18 protein-coding genes are annotated in these 20654 nt (G+C 72.1%); 11 read left to right on the forward strand and 7 right to left on the reverse strand.

Translation table 11 applies throughout. The features are described from left to right. Genes DC008_RS17825 through DC008_RS17835 form a run of 3 tightly spaced genes read left to right on the forward strand, consistent with a single transcriptional unit; the run spans position 1 to position 3403 of the window. On the forward strand, positions 1-930 hold the full coding sequence (locus tag DC008_RS17825) for an NTP transferase domain-containing protein (RefSeq protein ID WP_235073353.1): 930 nt from the start codon (positions 1-3) through the stop codon (positions 928-930). After that, complete coding sequence (locus tag DC008_RS17830; protein WP_108707821.1) at positions 927-2309, forward strand: molybdopterin molybdotransferase MoeA; 1383 nt, start codon at positions 927-929, stop codon at positions 2307-2309. Before DC008_RS17825 ends, DC008_RS17830 begins: the two co-directional genes overlap by 4 nt. Continuing rightward, complete coding sequence (locus tag DC008_RS17835) at positions 2297-3403, forward strand: potassium channel family protein (RefSeq protein WP_164492323.1); 1107 nt, start codon at positions 2297-2299, stop codon at positions 3401-3403. The genes DC008_RS17830 and DC008_RS17835 overlap by 13 nt, the downstream gene beginning before the upstream one ends. Positions 3404-3416: 13 nt before the next feature. Here DC008_RS17835 and DC008_RS17840 read toward each other — a convergent pair whose 3' ends face one another. Continuing rightward, complete coding sequence (locus DC008_RS17840; protein WP_108707823.1) at positions 3417-4265, reverse strand: ABC transporter permease; 849 nt, start codon at positions 4263-4265, stop codon at positions 3417-3419. After that, complete coding sequence (locus DC008_RS17845) at positions 4262-5269, reverse strand: ATP-binding cassette domain-containing protein (protein WP_055621105.1); 1008 nt, start codon at positions 5267-5269, stop codon at positions 4262-4264. Before DC008_RS17845 ends, DC008_RS17840 begins: the two co-directional genes overlap by 4 nt. A 169-nt stretch (positions 5270-5438) precedes the next feature. Between DC008_RS17845 and DC008_RS17850 the strand changes: the two genes are divergently transcribed. After that, complete coding sequence (locus DC008_RS17850) at positions 5439-6419, forward strand: NAD(P)H-quinone oxidoreductase (RefSeq protein ID WP_108707824.1); 981 nt, start codon at positions 5439-5441, stop codon at positions 6417-6419. Here DC008_RS17850 and DC008_RS17855 read toward each other — a convergent pair whose 3' ends face one another. Then, entirely contained in the window at positions 6420-7139 is a 720-nt protein-coding gene (locus tag DC008_RS17855; RefSeq protein WP_123954013.1) for a hypothetical protein, read from the reverse strand. 231 nt (positions 7140-7370) lie between these two features. Here DC008_RS17855 and DC008_RS17860 point away from each other — a divergent pair, with 231 nt between their 5' ends. Continuing rightward, entirely contained in the window at positions 7371-7910 is a 540-nt protein-coding gene (locus DC008_RS17860) for a bacterial proteasome activator family protein (RefSeq protein ID WP_108707826.1), read from the forward strand. A gap of 67 nt (positions 7911-7977) precedes the next feature. Here the strand turns inward: DC008_RS17860 and DC008_RS17865 are convergent, their stop codons facing one another. Further along, complete coding sequence (locus DC008_RS17865) at positions 7978-9633, reverse strand: protein kinase domain-containing protein (RefSeq protein WP_108707827.1); 1656 nt, start codon at positions 9631-9633, stop codon at positions 7978-7980. Between the two features lie 350 nt (positions 9634-9983). On the opposite strand from DC008_RS17865, the gene DC008_RS17870 reads away from it, so the two are divergent. The 4 genes from DC008_RS17870 (at position 9984) to DC008_RS17885 (ending at position 15603) form a co-directional block, all read left to right on the forward strand. Next, a complete protein-coding gene (locus tag DC008_RS17870) occupies positions 9984-11546 on the forward strand; it encodes a protein kinase domain-containing protein (protein WP_108707828.1) in 1563 nt (520 codons plus the stop codon). A gap of 470 nt (positions 11547-12016) precedes the next feature. After that, positions 12017-13195, forward strand: a complete 1179-nt coding sequence (gene pdhA, locus DC008_RS17875) for a pyruvate dehydrogenase (acetyl-transferring) E1 component subunit alpha (RefSeq protein WP_108707829.1) — start codon at positions 12017-12019, stop codon at positions 13193-13195. Position 13196: 1 nt separating this feature from the next. After that, positions 13197-14177 (forward strand): alpha-ketoacid dehydrogenase subunit beta, encoded by a 981-nt coding sequence (locus DC008_RS17880; protein WP_055621112.1) that lies wholly within the window; start codon positions 13197-13199, stop codon positions 14175-14177. Positions 14178-14187: 10 nt separating this feature from the next. Continuing rightward, positions 14188-15603, forward strand: a complete 1416-nt coding sequence (locus DC008_RS17885) for a dihydrolipoamide acetyltransferase family protein (RefSeq protein WP_108707830.1) — start codon at positions 14188-14190, stop codon at positions 15601-15603. A 76-nt stretch (positions 15604-15679) separates the two neighbouring features. On the opposite strand, the gene DC008_RS17890 is transcribed toward DC008_RS17885, so the two are convergent. Continuing rightward, entirely contained in the window at positions 15680-16558 is an 879-nt protein-coding gene (locus DC008_RS17890; RefSeq protein ID WP_164492324.1) for a D-alanyl-D-alanine carboxypeptidase family protein, read from the reverse strand. Positions 16559-16789: 231 nt separating this feature from the next. On the opposite strand from DC008_RS17890, the gene DC008_RS17895 reads away from it, so the two are divergent. Together DC008_RS17895 and DC008_RS17900 are read left to right on the forward strand one after the other, a co-directional pair. Further along, positions 16790-17452, forward strand: coding sequence for a GntR family transcriptional regulator (locus DC008_RS17895; RefSeq protein ID WP_108710753.1), 663 nt, complete (start codon positions 16790-16792; stop codon positions 17450-17452). Beyond that, positions 17449-18765 carry an MFS transporter gene (locus DC008_RS17900; RefSeq protein ID WP_108707831.1) on the forward strand — a complete coding sequence of 439 codons (1317 nt, stop codon included), beginning with the start codon at positions 17449-17451 and terminating at the stop codon, positions 18763-18765. Before DC008_RS17895 ends, DC008_RS17900 begins: the two co-directional genes overlap by 4 nt. Position 18766: 1 nt before the next feature. Here the strand turns inward: DC008_RS17900 and DC008_RS17905 are convergent, their stop codons facing one another. Next, complete coding sequence (locus tag DC008_RS17905; RefSeq protein WP_108707832.1) at positions 18767-19543, reverse strand: SAM-dependent methyltransferase; 777 nt, start codon at positions 19541-19543, stop codon at positions 18767-18769. 79 nt (positions 19544-19622) lie between these two features. Continuing rightward, complete coding sequence (locus DC008_RS17910; RefSeq protein ID WP_108707833.1) at positions 19623-20444, reverse strand: maleylpyruvate isomerase family mycothiol-dependent enzyme; 822 nt, start codon at positions 20442-20444, stop codon at positions 19623-19625. Between the last annotated feature and the right edge of the window lie 210 nt (positions 20445-20654).

The following is a 20654-nucleotide window of genomic DNA, read 5'->3' on the forward strand; positions in this document are numbered from 1 at the left end:
GTGACCGCGTACGAGCCCACGCCCCCGCCGGGCGCTCCCCCCGCCGCGTACGACGCCGTCGTGCTCGCCGGCGGGGCGGCCCGGCGGCTGGGCGGCGTGGACAAGCCCGGGCTGCGCGTGGGCGGCCGGGCTCTGCTCGACCGGGTCCTCGGCGCCTGCGCCGACGCGCGGGTGACCGTCGTCGTGGCCGACCCGCGCCCCACCGCCCGGCCGGTGCGCTGGGCGCGGGAGGACCCGCCCGGCGGCGGCCCGCTCGCCGCCCTCGACGCCGGGCTCCGGCACACCGACGCCGACACGGTCGTCGTCCTCTCCGCCGATCTGCCGTTCCTTCACGAGGCCACGGTGCGCACCCTGCTGGCGACCCTGGGCGCCGCCCCGGACGCGGCGGGCGCGCTGCTCACCGACGCCGACGGCCGCGACCAGCCGCTCGTCGCCGCCTACCGCGCCCCGGCCCTGCGCCGTGAACTGGCCGCGCTCACCCGGGAGCACGGCGCTCTCACCGGCCTCCCCCTGCGCCGGCTGACCGGCGCCCTCGACCTCACCCGTGTCCCGGACCCCGTCGCGTCCTTCGACTGCGACACCTGGGACGACCTCGCCACCGCCAGGGCACGCATCAGGGAGCATGGGCACGTGTTGGATGAATGGATTTCCGCAGCCAAGGACGAACTGGGCATCGACCTCGACGTCGACATCAAGGTCCTGCTGGACCTGGCCCGGGACGCGGCCCACGGCGTCGCGCGGCCCGCGGCTCCCCTGACCACCTTCCTCGTCGGCTACGCGGCCGGCCGGGCCCAGGGAGGCCCCGAAGCCGTCGCCGAGGCGTCCCGCAAGGCCGCCGCCCTCGCCCAGCGCTGGGCGGACGAGGCCGCGGCAGCCCAGGCCGACGCGGCCCCCGACACCACCCCCGGCACCCGTCCGGACGCCGGATGACCGCCGGCGGCACGCGTGCCGGTGAGGACGCGGAGGACCTCGACATCGAGGAGGTGCTCGCCCTGGTGAACGACGGCCACGGCCACACCCCGCCCACGAACGGCGACTCCGCACCCGCGCCCGTCCCACGCCCCCAAGGCTCCGGACGGCACGGCACGGACGGCGGCCACCGGGCCACCCGCTGGCCCGACGCCCGCGAGATCGCCGCCCAGGCGGCCCGCGCCGCGGTGAAGGCCGCGCGCCGCGCCCCCGTCTCGGTGCCGTTGGACGCCGCCCTCGGCCTGACCCTGGCCGCCCCGCTCACCGCCCTGACGGACCTCCCCTCCTTCGACACCTCCGCGATGGACGGCTGGGCGATCGCCGGTCCCGGCCCCTGGGCGGTCCGCGAGGAGGGCGTCCTGGCCGGGCACGCCGACGCCGCCGCGCTGACCGACGGCGAGGCCGTCCGGATCGCGACCGGCGCCCGGATCCCGCCGGACACCACCGCCGTGCTGCGCTCCGAGCACGGGCACACCGACGCCAAGGGCCGGCTGCACGCCGACCGGGACATCGAGCCCGGCCAGGACATCCGCCCGCGCGGCCAGGAGTGCCGTACCGGCGACCATCTGCTCGCGACCGGCACCATCGTGACCCCGGCCGTGCTCGGCCTGGCCGCCGCTGCCGGGTACGACACCCTCACCGCCGTGCCCCGCCCCCGGGTGGAAGTCCTCGTCCTCGGCGACGAGTTGCTCACCGAGGGGCTCCCCCACGACGGACTGATCCGGGACGCCCTCGGGCCGATGCTGCCGCCCTGGCTGCGCGCCCTCGGCGCCGAGATCGTCGCCGTGCGCCGGCTCGGCGACTCCGCCAAGGCCCTGCAGAAGGCGCTCGGCACCTCGTCCGCCGACCTCGTCGTCACCACGGGCGGCACCGCCGCCGGACCCGTCGACCAGGTGCACCCCACACTGGACCGCATGGGCGCCGAGCTGCTGGTGGACGGTGTCGCGGTGCGCCCCGGCCACCCCATGCTGCTGGCCCGCCTCAAGGAGGACCAGCACCTCGTCGGCCTGCCCGGCAACCCGCTGGCCGCCGTGTCGGGGCTGCTCACCCTCGCCGAGCCGCTGCTTCGCACGCTCGCGGCACGCCCCGCGCCGGAGTCCTACACGCTCCCGCTGAAGGAAGCGGTGCACGGGCACCCGTACGACACCCGGCTGGTGCCGGTGGTCCTGCGGGGTGACCACGCGGTGCCGCTGCACTACCACGGTCCGGCCATGCTGCGGGGCATGGCGGCGGCCGACGCCCTGGCCGTCGTACCGCCCGGCGGTGCCCGCGCCGGTCAGGAGACCGCACTGCTGGATCTGCCCTGGGCGGCCGCCGGTATCGAGGTGTGTTTCACGTGAAACTTTCCGGTCAGGACGCGATCGCCCGTCAGGCGGACGAGCGGATCGCGACCTATCGGGTCAAGCTCCCGAAGAAGATCGTGGAGCACCCGTTCCGACAGGTGGCCAAGCGGGTCTTGCTGGCCCTCGCCCTGCTGGTGCTCACGGCGCTGATCGTCTACGCCGACCGCGGGGGCTACAACGACAGTTCCGACGGCTCGGTCGACTTCCTCGACGCCTTCTACTACTCGACCGTCACGCTGTCGACCACCGGGTACGGTGACATCACCCCGGTCAGCGACGCGGCCCGGTTGACCAATATCTTCGTCATCACGCCCATGCGGGTGCTCTTCCTGATCATCCTGGTCGGCACCACGCTCGAGGTCCTGACCGAACGGACCCGTGAGGAATGGCGCCTGAACCGCTGGAGGTCCACCTTGCGCGACCACACCGTCGTCGTCGGCTTCGGCACCAAGGGACGGTCGGCGATCGAGACCGTCTGTGCGACGGGGCTGAAGAAGGACCAGGTCGTCGTGGTCGACCCCAGCTCCAAGGTGATCGAGGCCGCCGTCGCCGAGGGCTATGCGGGGGTCACCGGGGACGCGACGCGCAGCGAGGTCCTGAAGCGGGCCGAGGTGCACAAGGCGCGGAAGATCATCATCGCGACCCAGCGTGACGACACGGCCGTCCTGGTGACCCTCACGGCCCGGCAGCTCAACCGGGGCGCCAAGATCGTGGCCGCGGTCCGCGAGGAGGAGAACGCACCGCTGCTCAAGCAGTCCGGGGCGGACGCCGTCATCACCAGTGCCAGCGCGGCCGGACGGCTGCTCGGTCTGTCCGTGCTCAGCCCGGCGGCCGGCATGGTGCTGGAGGACCTGATCCATCAGGGCACCGGACTCGACATCGTCGAACGGCCGGTCATAAAGGCCGAGGTGGGCAAGAACCTCCGGGAGCTGAACGACCTGGTGATCAGCGTTCTGCGCGGTCACCGGGTGCTCGGCTACGACGACCCGGCCGTCGGCACCCTGGAGCTGACGGACCGGCTCATCACCATCGTGCGGGTGACGCCGGGCGCGCATGTCGCGCCCGACGCCAAGCGGCTGCCCCAGGGCTGACGCCCCGTCTCGTCTACTTGCGGTTGTAGAGCCGCATCGTGATCGGCCCGAAGACCAGCACGAACAGGCACGTCCACCCCAGCGACCAGGCGATGTCGGCCGCCGGCCAGTCGCCCGCCATCAGCCCGCGCACCGCCGAGGCTAGATGCGTGATCGGGCTGTTGTTGACGAACGCCTGGAGCCAGCCCGGCATCGTCTTCGGGTCGACGAAGACGTTGGACAGGAAGGTCAGCGGGAAGATCACCATCATGCTGACGCCCATCACCGACTTCTCGGAGCGCAGCATCAGCCCGAACATCGTCCAGATCCACGAGAAGGCGAAGGAGAAGGCGACCAGCAGCGCGATGCCCGCGACCACGCCGCCCACTCCGCCGTCCGGGCGGAAGCCGAGGATCATGCCGACGGTGAGCATCACCAGGGACGCGATCGTGTAGCGCAGGGCGTCGCCCAGCAGATAGCCGACCATCGTCGACGGACGCCAGATGGGCAGCGTCCGGAACCGGTCGAAGACGCCCTTCTCGATGTCGGTGTTCACCGAGACACCGGTGTACATGGTGATCATCACGACCGACATCACCAGGATGCCCGGCAGCAGGAACTGGATGTACGCCGTCGGGGACCCGGCCAGGGCGCCCCCGAACAGATACGTGTACATCAGCACCAGCATGATCGGGAACGCCGTGACGTCGAAGAGCTGCTCCGGCACATGCTTGATCTTCAGGATGGCCCGCCAGCCGAACGTCATCGACGCCGACCAGGCGCTGGGCCGCTGCGGACGCTCCTTGGCGATCAGCAGCGCGGCGAGCGACTCGGTGCTGACAGGGGCGAGTTCGCCGCTCTCGGTCTGTGTCACGGTGCTCATGCCGCCACCTCGTCCTGGTCGCCGTCGGTCTCGTGGGTGTCGTGGCCGGTCAGGGCGAGGAACACCTCGTCCAGGCTGGGCTGGCCCAGCGAGAAGTTGTCGACGGTGATGCCGCCGCGGGCCAGCTCGGCGAGCGCGCGGCCGGCCTGTTCCGCCGCGCCCTGCCCGTTGCCGGCGCCGCCGACGCGGGCGGTGAGGGCCACGGGGTCGGGCTCCGCCTGCACCTCGGCGTCGAGGGCCAGCCGCAGGATGTCCGCGGCCTGCGGACGCTGGGCCGGGTCCCGCAGCCGCAGATGGACGGTGCCGGCGCCGACGGACGCCTTCAGCTCGCCCTTGGTGCCTTCCGCGATCACCCGGCCCCGGTCGATGACGGCGATCCGGGACGCCAGCTGGTCGGCCTCGTCCAGGTACTGCGTGGTCAGCAGCACGGTGGTGCCTTGGTCGACGACCGCGCGGACGATGTCCCAGACCTGGTTGCGGCTGCGCGGGTCGAGGCCCGTCGTCGGCTCGTCGAGGAAGAGCAGGTCGGGGGTGTTGAGGATGGACGCGGCGATGTCGATCCGGCGGCGCATACCGCCCGAGTAGTTCTTGACCTGCTTGCCCGCCGCATCCGTCAGCCCGAAGGCCTCCAGCAGCTGGGCGGCGCGCTCGCGTGCGGCCGGCTTGCGGTGGCCGAGGAGACGGGCCAGCAGGACGAGGTTCTCCGTGCCGGTCAGGTCCTCGTCGACGGAGGCGTACTGGCCGGTGAGGCTGACCCGGCCGCGGACCGCGTCGGCCTCGCGGACCACGTCGTGGCCGAACACATGGGCCTCGCCGCCGTCCGGGCGCAGCAGGGTGGCGAGCATCTTCACCGTGGTCGTCTTTCCGGCGCCGTTCGGGCCCAGGACGCCGTAGACCGTGCCGGCCGGAACCGCGAGGTCCACGCCGTCGACGGCCCGTGTCTCACCGAACGTCTTCACCAGGCCCGCGGTCTCGATGGCGAGACCGGTCGTCTGCGTGCTCATGCTTCGTGGTCCTTCCGGAGGGTCCTTCCGCGTTCTTGGGTCACGCATGGGGAGACTTTTACGGTCCCGCAAACTCATCGGTGACGCACAGGATTTTCGGCGGGACGCGCCTCGGCGCACGGCGGGCGGACGCTGACCTGGGCGGGGGCCGGGGAGTAGCGTCCGGGGCATGCATGCGATCACGATTGCGGAACCCGGTGGGCCCGAGGCCCTGGTGTGGCAGGAGGTCCCGGACCCCGTGGCGGGCGAGGGCGAAGTGCTGGTCGAGGTGGTGGCGGGTGCCGTCAACCGCGCCGACCTGCTGCAGCGGCAGGGCTTCTACGACCCGCCGCCCGGCTCGTCCCCGTACCCCGGCCTCGAGTGCTCCGGCCGGATCGCCGAGGTGGGGCCCGGTGTCTCCGGCTGGGCCGTCGGCGACGAGGTATGCGCCCTCCTCGGGGGCGGCGGCTACGCCGAGAAGGTGGCCGTGCCGGCCGGGCAGCTGCTGCCGGTCCCGGAGGGCGTGACCCTGACGCGGGCCGCCGCGCTGCCCGAGGTGGTGTGCACGGTCTGGTCGAACGTGTTCATGATCGCCCATCTGCGTCCGGGCGAGACCCTGCTGATCCACGGCGGGTCCAGCGGTATCGGCACCATCGCGATCCAGCTCGCCAAGGCGGTCGGCGCGAAGGTCGCGGTCACCGCGGGCAGCAAGGAGAAGCTGGAGCGGTGCGCCGAGCTGGGCGCCGACATCCTGATCGACTATCGCGAGCAGGACTTCGTCGAGGAGATCAAGGAGGCCACCGGCGGTGCCGGGGCCGACGTGATCCTCGACATCATGGGCGCGAAGTACCTCGACCGGAACGTCCGGGCGCTCGCCGTCAACGGCCGCCTCGCGATCATCGGGCTGCAGGGCGGGGTGAAGGGCGAGCTCAACCTGGGCGCCCTGCTGGCCAAGCGCGCCGCGATCAGCGCGACCTCCCTGCGGTCCCGCCCGCTGGAGGAGAAGGCGGCGATCGTCGCGGCCGTACGCGAGCACGTGTGGCCGCTGGTGAAGGCCGGGCACGTCCGTCCGGTCGTGGACCGCGAGATCCCGATGAACGACGCCGCCGAGGCGCACCGGGTGGTCGAGGAGAGCGGACACGTCGGCAAGGTGCTGCTGGTGGTGCCGTAGTCAGCCGCGGCGCAGGCGCAGTCCGACGAAGGCCAGGCCCAGGCCGAGCCCGATGAGCACCAGGCCGGTGCCGAGCGGCAGGACCTGCAGGACGGGCTGCGCCCGCTGGCCGGTGCCGGCGCCTCCCGCGTCGTCCGCCGCCCGGCCGGACGGCTGCGCGGTGGCGTCGGCGGCCGGGTCCTGGTCGACGGGGGCGGTGTCCTCCTCGGCCGGTGCCGTGGCGTCCTGGTCGCCCGCCGGGCGCACCGTCGCCTCCGACTCCTCCGGCGGCGCCTTCGGGCGTCCGGGCCGCTCGCGGCCCTCACCGGCGCGGCTGCCGGCCCGGGACGGTTCGCCGGACGGCTCGGTCCGGCCGCCGGGCCCGTGGGCGCTGGCGCTGGGCGACGGCTCCCGCCGCCCGGAGTGCCAGGTCTCCCGCACCTCCTCCTCGTCCCGTGCTTCCAGGGCTTCCTCGCGCCCGCCCGGCCCGCGGTGCTCGTGGCGGTCGCCGCGGCGCGCGGGCGTGGCGGAGGGCGCCCCGGAGGCGTCCCGTCCCTCGGCGGACGGCCGTGGTCCGGTGCCGGGCCGGTGCGGCCCCTCCGACCTGCCGTCGGACGGGTCCGCCGTGGCACTCCGCATACCGGCAGTGAGGCCCTGTCCGGCGCCGTAGGCCGGGCCGGAGCCGGCCGCTCCCGTGACCAGCCCGACGACCAGCACACCCAGCAGCCCGGTCGTGCGCATGACCCCCATCGCTCCCACTGCCTTCACCACCCAAGAGTCCGCGGCACCCCGAGCCAGAACCCACCCTTGGGGACAAGCCTCACAGGACCCGGCGCACCCGGCATTCCGGGCGCCGCCACCCGGCCGACCCGCCCGGCGCGCCCCGCGGAAAGTCCCCTGGCGGGAACGGTGGATCAGCCCGCATCGGGGGCACCCCGATGATGTGCTGTACCCGTGCGAGAGAATGGCGGCATGGAGATGCCGAGGAACGACAGGCAACCCGAGAACCCTCAGATCCTGGTCGTGGGCCAGGACGGGATGGCGCTCGGTGGCGGCGGCGGAGACGACGACTCCCGCGAGATCCCGGTGACGGAGCAGGTGGAGCAGCCCGCGAAGGTCATGCGCATCGGCAGCATGATCAAGCAGCTGCTCGAAGAGGTGCGCGCCGCTCCCCTCGACGAGGCGAGCCGGGCCCGGCTGAAGGAGATCCACGCCAGTTCGGTGAAGGAACTGGAGGACGGCCTCGCCCCCGAGCTCGTCGAGGAGCTGGAGCGGCTGTCCCTGCCGTTCACGGACGAGGGGACGCCGTCCGACGCGGAACTGCGTATCGCGCAGGCTCAGTTGGTCGGCTGGCTGGAGGGCCTCTTCCACGGCATCCAGACCACCCTGTTCGCCCAGCAGATGGCGGCGCGCGCCCAGCTGGAGCAGATGCGCCGGGCCCTCCCGCCCGGTGTCGGCGGCGACGACGGCGACCACCTGCAGGCCGGCCGGACGGGCGGCCCGTACCTGTAGGGCGTCCCGGATCAGAGACGACGAGGGCCCGGCGGCCGATGCCGCCGGGCCCTTCTCCGTCGGTCCGTCACTCCGGATTGCCGGTGGACACCGTGAACGTCATCACCGGGGGGTTGTCCGGGTCGAAGTCCTGGCGGACCTTGGGGTCCTGCTCCATGACGGTGCCCTGGCCGTACGTGTTCTCGTTCTTGTCGACCTTCTCGTACTTCCAGCCGGCGGCCTTCAGGCACTTCTCGACCGACGGCCAGTACCGGAAGGTCAGATCCGGCATCGTCACCTTGTCGGGGTCGAGGTAGGCCTCGCGCGGCTCGGTGCACTCGCTCGTCTCGACGGTCCGCGAGGTGTCGCCCTGCCGCCAGCCGGGCTCCTTGGAGATCTCGGTCGCCGCGGCCGTACCGCCGCCACCGCCGCCCTTGCCCTCCTCGCCGTCGCCGCCCTTCAGCGACAGGGCCAGGACCAGACCGCCCACGGCGAGCAGGGACACCACGATCGAGCCGATGATCACCGGCCGGTTGCTCTTCCCACCGCCCGATCCACCCTGACCCTGCCCCTGGGGCGCGATCGTGTACGGCGGCGGGGTCGGGTGCCCGGGCTGGCCGCCGTAGGAGGCGGGCGCCGGCGTCGCGAAGCCGGACTGCTGCGGATAGCCGTACGCAGGGGACGGCCCGGACGGCGGCGGGGTGCCCGGGGTGCCGTACGGGGACGGGGTGGGGCCCGGCTGGTACGGCGTCTGGACGGGGCCCGTGCTCGGCGGGGTCTGCCCGACCGGCGGGAACACCGAGGCGCCGACGCCCTGGCCGCTCTGGGTGTGCGCGCCCGGCACGATGCTCGGCGGCGCCGCCTGGAAGGACTGCGCGATACGCAGGCACTCGTCGCGCATGGCCTCGGCGCTGGGGAAGCGTTCGTTCGGGTTCTTCTTCAGCGCGCGGGCGACCAGCGCGTCCACCGCCGGGGGCAGCGAGCGGTTGATGGAGGACGGGGCGACCGGCTCCTCCTGCACATGCGCGTAGGCGATGGCCAGCGGCGAGTCCGCGTCGAACGGCAGCCGCCCGGTGACGAGCTGGAACAGCATGATGCCGACCGAGTACAGGTCGGAGCGGGCGTCCACGCCCCGGCCGAGGGCCTGCTCCGGTGAGAGGTACTGCGGGGTGCCGACGACCATGCCGGTCTGCGTCATCGACGTCACGCCGGACTGCATGGCGCGCGCGATGCCGAAGTCCATGACCTTGACGACGCCGCGCTTGTTCAGCATGACGTTGCCCGGCTTGATGTCGCGGTGGACCAGGCCCATCTCGTGGCTGATCTCCAGCGCGGCGAGCACGTCCGCGGTGACCTTCAGCGCCTGGTCGGCGGGCATCGCGCCGGACTGCCGCACGGCCTCGTCGAAGACGGAGCTGAGCGGACGGCCCTCGATGTACTCCATGACGATGTACGGCGTCGTCATGCCGTCCATCTCGTCCTCGCCGGTGTCGAAGACGGAGACGATGTTGGTGTGCGTGAGCTTGGCCACTGCCTGGGCCTCGCGGCGGAACCGCTCACGGAACGCCGGCTCGCGGCCCAGCTCGGTGTGCAGCGTCTTGACCGCGACCTGGCGGTCGAGCACGGAGTCGTAGGCGAGGTGGACGGAGGCCATGCCGCCCTGGCCGAGCAGGTCGCGCAACTGGTAGCGGCCACCGGCCAGCGACCGTCCCGCGTGCGCGTTCTGTGCGCCGTCCTGGCTCATGTTCTGCGTCCCCCGTGCCCCTTGGGCGCCTGCGGCTGTCGGGATCCGATGATCCCGATTGATCCAATGTGCTATTCCCGGCCAAGTCTGCCCCACGGCACCGACAGGTCAAGCGAGGTGCCCGTTCCGTGACCGTACGCGAAGGCAGCGTCGCCCAAGCGTTACAGGGGCCGTACCGTCGGTGCACACAATTTGCACGTGGGGGCCGGGTGAAGGTTTCATGACCGGTCCGTCTTCGTCGGACCGGGGCGGCCGTCCCGGACCGGCGCCTTGCGATGAGGCTGTAGCGTGGCCGACGGAGACCGTAACAACACCGCGCGCACCGCGGGCAGAAACGACGGCGAGGACCGATGGCACAGCAGCAGCGCGCTCAGGGCCCGTCCGACCCCGAGGCGGCTGGCGGCGGTATGTCAGACGCGCCGGAGATGTGGGGTAACGGCGGGCTTGTCGGGGACGGCCGTTATCGGCTGACCGGCAGACTCGGCCGGGGCGGCATGGCCGAGGTGTTCGCCGCCGAGGACGTGCGCCTGGGCCGCACGGTGGCGGTCAAGCTGCTGCGTTCCGACCTCGCCGAGGACCCGGTGTCCAAGGCCCGCTTCACACGCGAGGCCCAGTCCGTGGCCGGCCTCAACCACCACGCGATCGTCGCCGTGTACGACTCCGGCGAGGACGTCGTCGGCGGCCACTCCGTGCCGTACATCGTCATGGAGATCGTCGAGGGCCGCACCATCCGCGACCTCCTGATCAACGCCGAGGCACCCGGCCCGGAGCAGGCGCTCATCATCGTCTCCGGCGTCCTGGAGGCCCTCGCCTACTCGCACCAGCACGGCATCGTGCACCGCGACATCAAGCCGGCCAACGTCATCATCACCAACAACGGCGCCGTGAAGGTGATGGACTTCGGCATCGCGCGCGCCCTGCACGGCGCGCAGTCGACGATGACCCAGACCGGCATGGTCATGGGCACCCCGCAGTACCTCTCGCCCGAGCAGGCGCTCGGCAAGGCGGTCGACCACCGCTCCGACCTGTACGCGACCGGCTGTCTGCTGTACGAACTCCTCGCGCTGCGCCCGCCTTTCACCGGCGAGACCCCGCTGTCGGTGGTCTACCAGCACGTCCAGGACATCCCGACGCCGCCGTCCGAGGCGTCCGACGCCGCGCCGCCGGAGCTCGACGGCCTCGTCATGCGCTCGCTCGCCAAGGAGCCGGACGACCGGTTCCAGACGGCCGAGGAGATGCGCGGCCTCGTCCAGTACGCCCTGCAGATGCTGTACGACCAGGGCGGCCACACCGGCACCTGGAACACCGGCCCGGTGACGATGCACGAGGGCCGGCACACCCCGGCCGGCGGCTTCGCGCACACGGCGGTCATGGGCCACCCGGGAGACCCGGCCTCCGGTACGACGCAGATCCCGCAGCCGATCCTGCCCGGCGGTTACGGCGGCGGGGACGACGGCGGCTTCGAGGGGCACGGCAACCGGGGCAGCGGCCGCGGCAAGCTGTGGATCCTCGCCGTCCTCGCGGTGATCGCGATCGCGGCCGGTGTCGCGCTCGCCGTCAACAACGGCAAGGGCGGCGGCAGCGACAACACGCCGACCAAGCCCACCGCGACGCAGAGCGAGGACCGGGACAAGCCGTCCGAGCAGCCGACCGACGAGGTCACCGAGGACGACTCCGGCGAGTACGAGGACGGCGGCACGGACCCGGGCTCCGACCCGGACTGGTCGCCGACCCAGGACCAGACGCAGCAGCCCACGGAGAAGCCCACCCAGGAGCCGACCCAGGACCCGACGACGCAGGAGCCGACGGAGGACCCGACGGACGACCCGACGGACCCGGCCACGGAGGACCCCTCCACGCCGCCGCCGGACCCGACGGCCTCGACGGGGACCACTGTCGGCGGCGGTCTCTGACCGACCGGCGCTCCCAGCCACCCCACGCGCGCGTGCGCCCCGAACGGGCTCACGCGCGCTTCTCTTACCCCCGGTACACCCCTGAGCTGCGCTTTGTCACACCGCGTGGCCACCGGGCACGGAACGTGACACGACGACCCTTCCCGTGACCTGGCTCACCGATATAACGTGCCGTTGTTCCGGCCCCCTGCAAGGCTGTGACCAGGACTGTTCCCGACTTTCGCGATTTACTTGGATTTCCAAGCAAAATCGCAGGTCAGGAGGGGTTTCACAGAAATGTGGAGCACTGGGTAACGTGCCTTTTGCAGGGCGCTCGCCGGGGCACCTGTCACGCCTGTCCCCAACGAGCCGCACCCACCCCGTGCGTCCGAGGGCCGCAGGTGAGCCGCGCCCCCACGTTCCCACCGCGGAACAGGGGGTAACCCCAGCACCCGGCGAACCCGGGTAGCCGGACCGACGGAGGAGCACACGTGACCGTGGAGAGCACTGCCGCGCGAAAGCCGCGACGCAGCGCCGGTACCAAGAGCACGGCCGGCAAGACCACATCCGCGAGGAAGACGGCGAGCACCGAACCGGAGCTCGTCCAGCTGCTGACGCCCGAGGGCAAGCGCGTCAAGAACGCCGAGTTCGACAAGTACGTCGCCGGCATCACCCCCGAAGAGCTCCGCGGCCTCTACCGCGACATGGTGCTCACCCGCCGCTTCGACGCCGAGGCCACCGCCCTGCAGCGCCAGGGCGAGCTGGGCCTGTGGGCCTCGCTGCTCGGCCAGGAGGCCGCCCAGATCGGCTCCGGCCGCGCCACCCGCGAGGACGACTACGTCTTCCCGACGTACCGCGAGCACGGCGTCGCCTGGTGCCGGGGCGTCGACCCGACCAATCTGCTCGGCATGTTCCGCGGCGTGAACAACGGCGGCTGGGACCCGAACAGCAACAACTTCCAGCTGTACACGATCGTCATCGGCTCCCAGACGCTGCACGCCACCGGCTACGCGATGGGCATCGCCAAGGACGGCGCGGACAGCGCGGTCATCGCCTACTTCGGCGACGGCGCCTCCAGCCAGGGTGACGTGGCCGAGTCCTTCACGTTCTCCGCGGTCTACAACGCCCCCGTGGTGTTCTTCTGCCAGAACAACCAGTGGGCGATCTCCGAGCCCACCGAGAAGCAGACCCGCGTGCCGCTCTACCAGCGCGCGCAGGGCTACGGCTTCCCGGGCGTCCGCGTCGACGGCAACGACGTCCTCGCCTGCCTCGCCGTGACGAAGTGGGCGCTGGAGCGCGCCCGCAGCGGCGAGGGCCCGACACTCGTCGAGGCGTTCACGTACCGCATGGGCGCCCACACCACCTCCGACGACCCGACCCGCTACCGCGGGGACGAGGAGCGCCAGTCCTGGGAGGCGAAGGACCCGATCCTCCGCCTGCGCGCGTACCTGGAGTCCGCAAACCACGCGGACGAGGGATTCTTCGCGGAACTGGAGACCGAGAGCGAGGCGTTGGGCAAACGAGTGCGCGAGGCGGTCCGCGCCATGCCGGACCCGGACCACTTCGCCATCTTCGAGAACGTGTACGCGGACGGGCACGCGCTCGTCGACGAGGAGCGCGCCCAGTTCGCCGCCTACCAGGCGTCGTTCGCGGACGTAGAGGGGGCCTGACATGGCAGCGGAAAAGATGGCTCTGGCCAAGGCGATCAACGAATCGCTGCGCCGCGCCCTGGAGACGGACCCGAAGGTCCTCGTGATGGGTGAGGACGTCGGCAAGCTCGGCGGTGTCTTCCGGGTGACCGACGGCCTGCAGAAGGACTTCGGCGAGAGCCGGGTCATCGACACCCCGCTCGCCGAGTCGGGCATCGTGGGCACCGCGATCGGCCTCGCGCTGCGCGGCTACCGCCCGGTGGTCGAGATCCAGTTCGACGGCTTCGTCTTCCCCGCGTACGACCAGATCGTCACGCAGCTCGCGAAGATGCACGCCCGCTCGCTCGGCAAGGTCAAGCTCCCCGTCGTCGTCCGCATCCCCTACGGCGGCGGCATCGGCGCGGTCGAGCACCACTCGGAGTCCCCCGAGGCGTTGTTCGCGCATGTGGCCGGTCTGAAGATCGTCTCCCCGTCGAACGCGTCCGACGCGTACTGGATGATGCAGCAGGCCATCCAGAGCGACGACCCGGTGATCTTCTTCGAGCCCAAGCGCCGCTACTGGGACAAGGGCGAGGTCCTCACCGACGCCATCCCCGGCCCGCTGCACAAGGCGAAGGTGGTCCGCGAGGGCCGCGACCTGACGCTGGCCGCCTACGGCCCGATGGTGAAGACGTGTCTGGAGGTCGCCGCGGCGGCCGCCGAGGAGGGCCGCGACCTGGAGGTCCTGGACCTGCGCTCGGTCTCCCCGCTCGACTTCGACTCCATCCAGACCTCGGTGGAGAAGACCCGCCGGCTGGTCGTGGTCCACGAGGCCCCGGTGTTCTTCGGTTCGGGCGCGGAGATCGCCGCCCGGATCACCGAGCGCTGCTTCTACCACCTGGAGGCCCCGGTGCTCCGGGTCGGCGGCTATCACGCCCCGTACCCGCCGGCGCGCCTGGAGGAGGAGTACCTGCCGGGCCTGGACCGGGTGCTCGACGCCGTCGACCGTGCCCTGGCGTACTGAGGAGAGGGTCGTGACGACGATGACAGACGCGTCCGTGCGCGAGTTCAAGATGCCCGACGTCGGTGAGGGTCTCACCGAGGCCGAGATCCTCAAGTGGTACGTCCAGCCGGGCGACACCGTCACCGACGGGCAGGTGGTCTGCGAGGTCGAGACCGCCAAGGCGGCCGTCGAGCTGCCCATCCCCTACGACGGTGTGGTCCGCGCCCTGCACTTCCCCGAGGGCACCACGGTCGACGTCGGCACGTCGATCATCGCGGTCGACGTTGCCGGCGGGGCGGCCCCGGCCGCCGAGGCGCCCGCAGCGGCGCCGCAGGCCGAGCCCGAGGAGGAGGCCGAGCCGCAGGGCCGCCAGCCGGTGCTCGTCGGCTACGGCGTCTCCGCCTCGTCCACCAAGCGCCGCCCGCGCAAGGGCGCCGAGGTGCCGCGCGAGGAGCCCGAGCCGGCCGCGCAGGCCCTCCAGGCAGAGCTGAACGGCCACGGTCCCGCGGTCGCGCCGGCCCTGGGCCGTCCGCTGGCCAAGCCGCCGGTGCGCAAGCTGGCCAAGGACCTGGGCGTCGACCTGGCGACGGTCACCCCGACCGGCCCCGACGGCATCATCACCCGCGAGGACGTGCACGCGGCGGTGGCGGCGCAGGCCCCGGCCGCCGAGCCGGCGCCCGAGGCACCCCAGGCCCCGGCGCCCGCAGCGGCGGCCGCCCCGGCGACCGCCGCCTCGTACGACGGCGCCCGGGAGACCCGTATCCCGGTCAAGGGCGTCCGCAAGGCCACGGCCGCGGCGATGGTGGGCTCGGCGTTCACGGCCCCGCACGTCACGGAGTTCGTGACGGTGGACGTGACGCGGACCCTGAAGCTGGTCGAGGAGCTGAAGGGGGACAAGGAGTTCGCCGGTCTGCGGGTGAACCCGCTGCTGCTGATCTCCAAGGCCCTGCTGGTCGCGATCAAGCGCAACCCGGACGTCAACGCCACCTGGGACGAGGCCAACCAGGAGATCGTGCGCAAGCACTATGTGAACCTGGGCATCGCCGCGGCGACCCCGCGCGGCCTGATCGTCCCGAACATCAAGGACGCGCAGGCCAAGACACTGCCGCAGCTGGCGGAGGCGCTGGGCGAGCTGGTGTCGACGGCCCGCGAGGGCCGGACCACGCCGGCCGCGATGCAGGGCGGCACGGTCACCATCACCAACGTCGGCGTCTTCGGCGTCGACACCGGCACGCCGATCCTCAACCCCGGCGAGTCCGCGATCCTCGCGGTCGGTGCCATCAAGCCCCAGCCGTGGGTGCACAAGGGCAAGGTGAAGCCGCGTCAGGTCACCACGCTGGCGCTGAGCTTCGACCACCGTCTGGTCGACGGCGAGCTGGGCTCCAAGGTGCTCGCGGACGTGGCAGCGATCCTGGAGCAGCCCAAGCGGCTGATCACCTGGGCGTGAGCCCCGGAAGGCGCTGAAAGGGGCGGTCACCTCGCGGTGACCGCCCCTTTCGTCATGCCCGACCGCTCGCCGAAGGTCAGCTGATCTTGGCGTAGCCGTAGGTGATGAGCTTCTTCACGTCCGCCGTGCGGTTGGCCTCCGAGGAGGCGGTGAGCACGGTGCCGATCACGGACTCGCCGTTGAGGGTGGCCGCGAAGACCAGGCAGTACTTCGCCTGGGAGCCCGAGCCGGTCTTCACGCCGAGCGTGCCGTTCCAGCCCAGCAGGGTGTTGGTGTTCTTCCACGCCGCCATCGTGCGGGTGGAGCCGGTCTTGGTGATGGTCTTCGCCGTGTAGGACTTCGTCTTCACGATCGTCTTGAACGTCGAGGACTTCATCGCGCTGCGGGCCAGCTTGGTCAGGTCGCGCGGCGTCGAGTAGTTCGAGCCGTTGCTGATGCCGTCGAACGAGTCGAAGTGCGTGTTCGTCATGCCGAGGCTCTTCGCCATGGTGTTCATCTTGCCGATGAACGACTTCACGCGGGCGTTGACCGTGGAGCCGGTGCCGTACTTGTCGGCGAGCGTCATCGCGGCGTCGCAGCCGGACTTGAGCATCATCCCGTACAGCAGCTGACGGACGGTGACCTTGTCACCGACGATCAGGTTGGAGGAGGACGCCCCCTTGGACACGATGTAGTTGCTGACCTCCTTCTTTATGGTGACCTTCGTGTCGAGGTTGAGGTTCGACTGCGAGAGCACCACCTTCGCGGTCATGACCTTCGTCGTCGAGGCGGTCAGCCGCTTGGTGTCCGCCGACTTCGAGAAGAGCGTCTTGCCGGTGGCGCCGTTCATCACGAACCCGCCCTTGGCGTTGATCGAGGGCGTGGTGACGGCCTGCGCGGGCGCCGCGGTGAGGGCGCCGGTGGCGAACACGGCGCCGGTCGTCAGGACGACGGCGGCGGCTCTGCGAACGCGCATGCCCTTGTGTGCAGTTATCAACTGATTTACCCCGATTGCGTCTTATGCCCCTGCGGTGCGGCCGAGTTGGAGGGGAAGAAAGTGGGGCCGCACGTGTGTGACACGTAAGTAGCACACAAGGTTGTGCCGCCGCTGGTCCGAACGCTGCTTCTTTGCCGGGAGATTCCACCGGACGGGTCCGCATCGTGGACCGTGCCCGCCTTGCGTACGTGTTGTATCTATGCTGTGGGCATGCCTACCGCCCCGCCCGCCCCCGTGAAGCAGCCGCCCGCCGCCGACCGTGTCTACAGCCATGTGAAACAGGGCGTGCTGGAGCGCCGCTACGAGGGCGGGACCCTGCTCACCGAGGGGGAGCTCGCCGACGCCGTCGGGGTCTCCCGCACCCCGGTCCGCGAGGCGCTGCTGCGGCTGGAGGCCGAGGGGCTGCTGAAGCTCTACCCGAAGAAGGGCGCGCTGGTCCTGCCGGTCTCCGCGCAGGAGATCAAGGACGTCGTGGAGACGCGGATGCTCGTCGAGGAGCACGCGGCGCGCCAGGCCGTCCCCGCGCCCCCCGGGCTGCTCGAGCGCCTGGAGGAGCTGCTCGAGCGGCAGAAGGCGCAGGCCGCCGCCGGGGACCTCGCCGGGGCCGCCGTCACCGACCGCTGCTTCCACGCCGAGATCGTCCGCAGCGGCGGCAACGAGATCCTCTCCCGCCTCTACGACCAGCTCCGCGACCGGCAGCTGCGCATGGGCGCCGCCGTGATGCACTCCCACCCCGACCGGATCGCCAAGACCCTCGGCGAGCACGAGGAGATCCTCACGGCCCTGCGCTCCGGCGACGCACAGGCGGCCGTCGAGCTGGTCCACCGGCACATCGACTGGTTCTCCCACCTGGCCCGGGGTGAGGAGCGATGAAGCCCGCCTCCACCCGGCCCGGCGGTCCCGCCCCGGAGCGGGCACCCCTGGGCGGCCGTCGCGCGATCGCCGTCTGGGGCATCGGCGTCTCCGTCTACTTCGTCGCCGTCATCTTCCGCACCTCGCTGGGCGTGGCCGGACTCGACGCCGCCGACCGCTTCGACGTCAACGCCTCCGCGCTGTCGACGTTCTCCATCCTCCAGCTGCTCGTGTACGCGGGCATGCAGATACCCGTCGGCCTGCTCGTCGACCGGCTCGGCACCAAGAAGGTGCTCGCCATGGGCGCGGTGCTGTTCACCGCGGGCCAGCTCGCCTTCGCCTTCTCCCCGTCGTACGGCATGGCGCTGGCCTCGCGGGCGCTGCTGGGCTGCGGCGACGCGATGACGTTCATCAGCGTGCTGCGGCTGGGCACCCGCTGGTTCCCGGCCCGGCGCGGCCCGCTGGTCGCCCAGCTCGCCGGTCTCGTGGGCATGGCGGGCAACCTCGTCTCCACCCTCGTCCTGGCCCGGCTGCTGCACGGCGTGGGCTGGACGGCGGCCTTCGCGGGCAGCGCGGGCGCCGGCGTCGTGGTGCTCGTGCTGACCCTGCTGTTCCTCAAGGACCACCCCGAGGGCCACGAACCGGAGCCGGTGCCGCACCAGGGCGCCGCCTACGTCCGCCGGCAGATCGCCGCGTCCTGGCGGGAGCCCGGCACCCGGCTCGGCATGTGGGTGCACTTCACGACGCAGTTCCCCGCGATGGTGTTCCTGCTGCTATGGGGGCTCCCCTTCCTGGTCGAGGCGCAGGGCCTGACCCGCGCCACCGCCGGGGAGCTCCTCACCCTCGTCGTCCTGTCCAACATGGCCGTCGGCCTCGTCTACGGCCAGGTCGTCGCCCGGCACCACGGGGCCCGGCTGCCGCTCGCCCTCGGCACCGTCGCCGCGACCTCCGTCCTGTGGGCGACGACCCTGGCCTGGCCCGGCGAGACGGCGCCGATGGGGCTGCTCGTCGTGCTGTGCGTGGTGCTCGGCGCCTGCGGCCCGGCCTCGATGCTCGGCTTCGACTTCGCCCGCCCGGCCAACCCGCCCGAGCGACAGGGCACCGCCTCCGGCATCACCAACATGGGCGGCTTCATCGCCTCCATGACGACGCTGTTCGCGGTCGGGGTGCTGCTCGACGCCACCGGCGACGACTACCGGATCGCCTTCTCGGCGGTCTTCGTCCTCCAGGCCCTCGGCGTCAGCCAGATCCTGCGGCTGCGCGGGCGGGCGGCCCGCCGGGAGCGGGAACGCCTGGTCGCCAGCCGGGTGGAGACCGTGCACGTCCCCGCCTGAGTCACCGCACGGGCACCAGCGTGAGGTAGGCGAGGCCCAGGATGCCGCGGTAGCCCATCCACTGGGCGCGGTGCCGGTCGAGGCGCTCCCGCGTCTCCGCCGCGAGGGGGTGGTCCGGGTGGTCGGCCAGCCACACCTCGGCGTCCGCCTGGTACGCCGACTCGAACTCCTCCCACTCGCCGGCGTCCGCCGTCTCCGTCCACTCCGGACGGAAACCGGCCTCGACGACGAGGTCCAGGAGGGTGCCCAGGTCGTGATGGTCGGTGGCGGAGGCGCCCGGCCACATGCCCGCGAGCTCGGCCTCGGTCGGCCGGCGCTGCCAGAAGCCCTCCCCGAGCAGCACCCGGCCCCCGTCGGCGACCAGGCCGCGCAGCGCGCGCAGCGCGTCGGTGATCAGCGCGGGCGGCTCCAGCGCGGTGAGGGCCTGACTGGAGCCCACGCACAGCACCAGATCGGCCGGGCCGCGGGTCGTGCCCGTCGCCGACTCCTCGACGAACTCCACGCGGCCGGCCAGCCCGCGCTCCTCGGCGGCACGTCGGCCCCGGGCCAGGTCCTGGGCCTTGAGGTCGATCCCGACCCCGGTGGCCCCGGGCGCCGCCTCCAGCACCCGCAGCATCAACTCGCCCCAGCCGCAGCCGATGTCGAGGACGGTGGCGGGCTCCGTCCGGGCCAGCCGCTCGACGAGCCGGCCGGCGCGTTGCTCGGACAGGGGGCCGTGGAAGGTCAGCCGGGTCGACTGAGGCGGGCCGGCGGAGAGGTGCGTGTCTGTTTCGGTCACGGCGGGACGCTAGCCGCGGCCGGGTGGCGGCGACACCGGATTTCGGCAAGCCGCCTTCTCCCGCCGCGCCCCTGACGGGCTACTGGGTGACCGTGAAGTTCCGCAGGATGGCCGCCGTCAGATCCGGGTCGCCCTCCGTCTTCACCCGGTCCGCCACCGCCTCCGGCGTCACCCGGCCGCAGGCCAGCCGTACGAACGTCTCCCAGTCCAGGGTCAGCGAGGCGGCCGGGCCCAGCGCGGGGGCCGTCTCCAGGGTGCCCCGGCCCTGGATGTCGATCCGGATCGTGCGCAGGAACTCGACCGGGCCGTGGACGTCGAGGACGATCGCCGAGCTGCGTGGCGCGTCCACCTTCGCCATGACCTCCGGCATCCGGCCGAGCAGCACGTCACGCGCGACGAGCGCGCCGGGGGAGTCCAGGTTGCCGGGGCGGCCCAGCGCGGCGCGCAGGTCCTGCTCGTGCGCCCACACGTCGAAGGCGTGCGTGCGCATCGCCTCCTCCAGGGTCAGCTCCGCGCCCAGCGGGCCGCGCACCTTGGTGCCGGGGTCACGGCTCTCGTTCCGCAGCTGGCGGTTGCGGCGGATGATCGTGTACTCCAGCTCCGACGTCATCTCCGGCGCCGTGTGGTGGCGGCGGACGTCGACCTGCATCTCCATGTAGCGCTGGTGGTCGTTGGTCACATGGAAGAGGTCGCGCGGCAGCGTGTGGATGGGGCGCGGGTCGCCCAGCATCTCGCAGTCCAGGCCGATCACATGGGAGACGACATCGCGCACCGACCAGCCGGGGCAGGGGGTGCGCCGGTTCCACTCCCCCTCGACGAGCGGGGTGACCAGCTCGGATATCGCGTCGATGGAGTGGGTCCAGGCGTCGGCGTAGGGCTGGAGGGTGGGATGCAGACTCACGGAACGGGACCCCTCGGCGGTTGGTACGTCGGTTCGCGGGCAGGTTCTGGCGGCGGTGCCAGTGGGCGGCGGCGGCTGTCGGCGGGTGTCTCGGCTGTCCCCCCACGTTCTCGGCTGCGCTCGAACAGGGGGGACCCCCAAAGTTACGCTGCTGTGAGGCACCCCGGCAGTGCTTTCGTGTGACGATCGTAGGCCCGTGTGGACGGCTCG

It is taken from the genome of Streptomyces nigra (assembly GCF_003074055.1).
Taxonomy (GTDB): domain Bacteria; phylum Actinomycetota; class Actinomycetes; order Streptomycetales; family Streptomycetaceae; genus Streptomyces; species Streptomyces nigra.

Excerpts from the sequence above, each read along its gene's own strand:
- DC008_RS17855 (WP_123954013.1), bottom strand. The coding sequence starts at position 7,139 with ATGCGCACGACCGGGCTGCTGGGTGTGCTGGTCGTCGGGCTGGTCACG.
- DC008_RS17845 (WP_055621105.1), bottom strand. The coding sequence starts at position 5,269 with ATGAGCACGCAGACGACCGGTCTCGCCATCGAGACCGCGGGCCTGGTG.
- DC008_RS17900 (WP_108707831.1), top strand. The coding sequence starts at position 17,449 with ATGAAGCCCGCCTCCACCCGGCCCGGCGGTCCCGCCCCGGAGCGGGCA.
- DC008_RS17895 (WP_108710753.1), top strand. The coding sequence starts at position 16,790 with ATGCCTACCGCCCCGCCCGCCCCCGTGAAGCAGCCGCCCGCCGCCGAC.
- DC008_RS17880 (WP_055621112.1), top strand. The coding sequence starts at position 13,197 with ATGGCAGCGGAAAAGATGGCTCTGGCCAAGGCGATCAACGAATCGCTG.
- DC008_RS17890 (WP_164492324.1), bottom strand. The coding sequence starts at position 16,558 with ATGCGCGTTCGCAGAGCCGCCGCCGTCGTCCTGACGACCGGCGCCGTG.
- DC008_RS17865 (WP_108707827.1), bottom strand. The coding sequence starts at position 9,633 with ATGAGCCAGGACGGCGCACAGAACGCGCACGCGGGACGGTCGCTGGCC.
- DC008_RS17840 (WP_108707823.1), bottom strand. The coding sequence starts at position 4,265 with ATGAGCACCGTGACACAGACCGAGAGCGGCGAACTCGCCCCTGTCAGC.
- DC008_RS17850 (WP_108707824.1), top strand. The coding sequence starts at position 5,439 with ATGCATGCGATCACGATTGCGGAACCCGGTGGGCCCGAGGCCCTGGTG.
- DC008_RS17860 (WP_108707826.1), top strand. The coding sequence starts at position 7,371 with ATGGAGATGCCGAGGAACGACAGGCAACCCGAGAACCCTCAGATCCTG.
- DC008_RS17870 (WP_108707828.1), top strand. The coding sequence starts at position 9,984 with ATGGCACAGCAGCAGCGCGCTCAGGGCCCGTCCGACCCCGAGGCGGCT.
- DC008_RS17830 (WP_108707821.1), top strand. The coding sequence starts at position 927 with ATGACCGCCGGCGGCACGCGTGCCGGTGAGGACGCGGAGGACCTCGAC.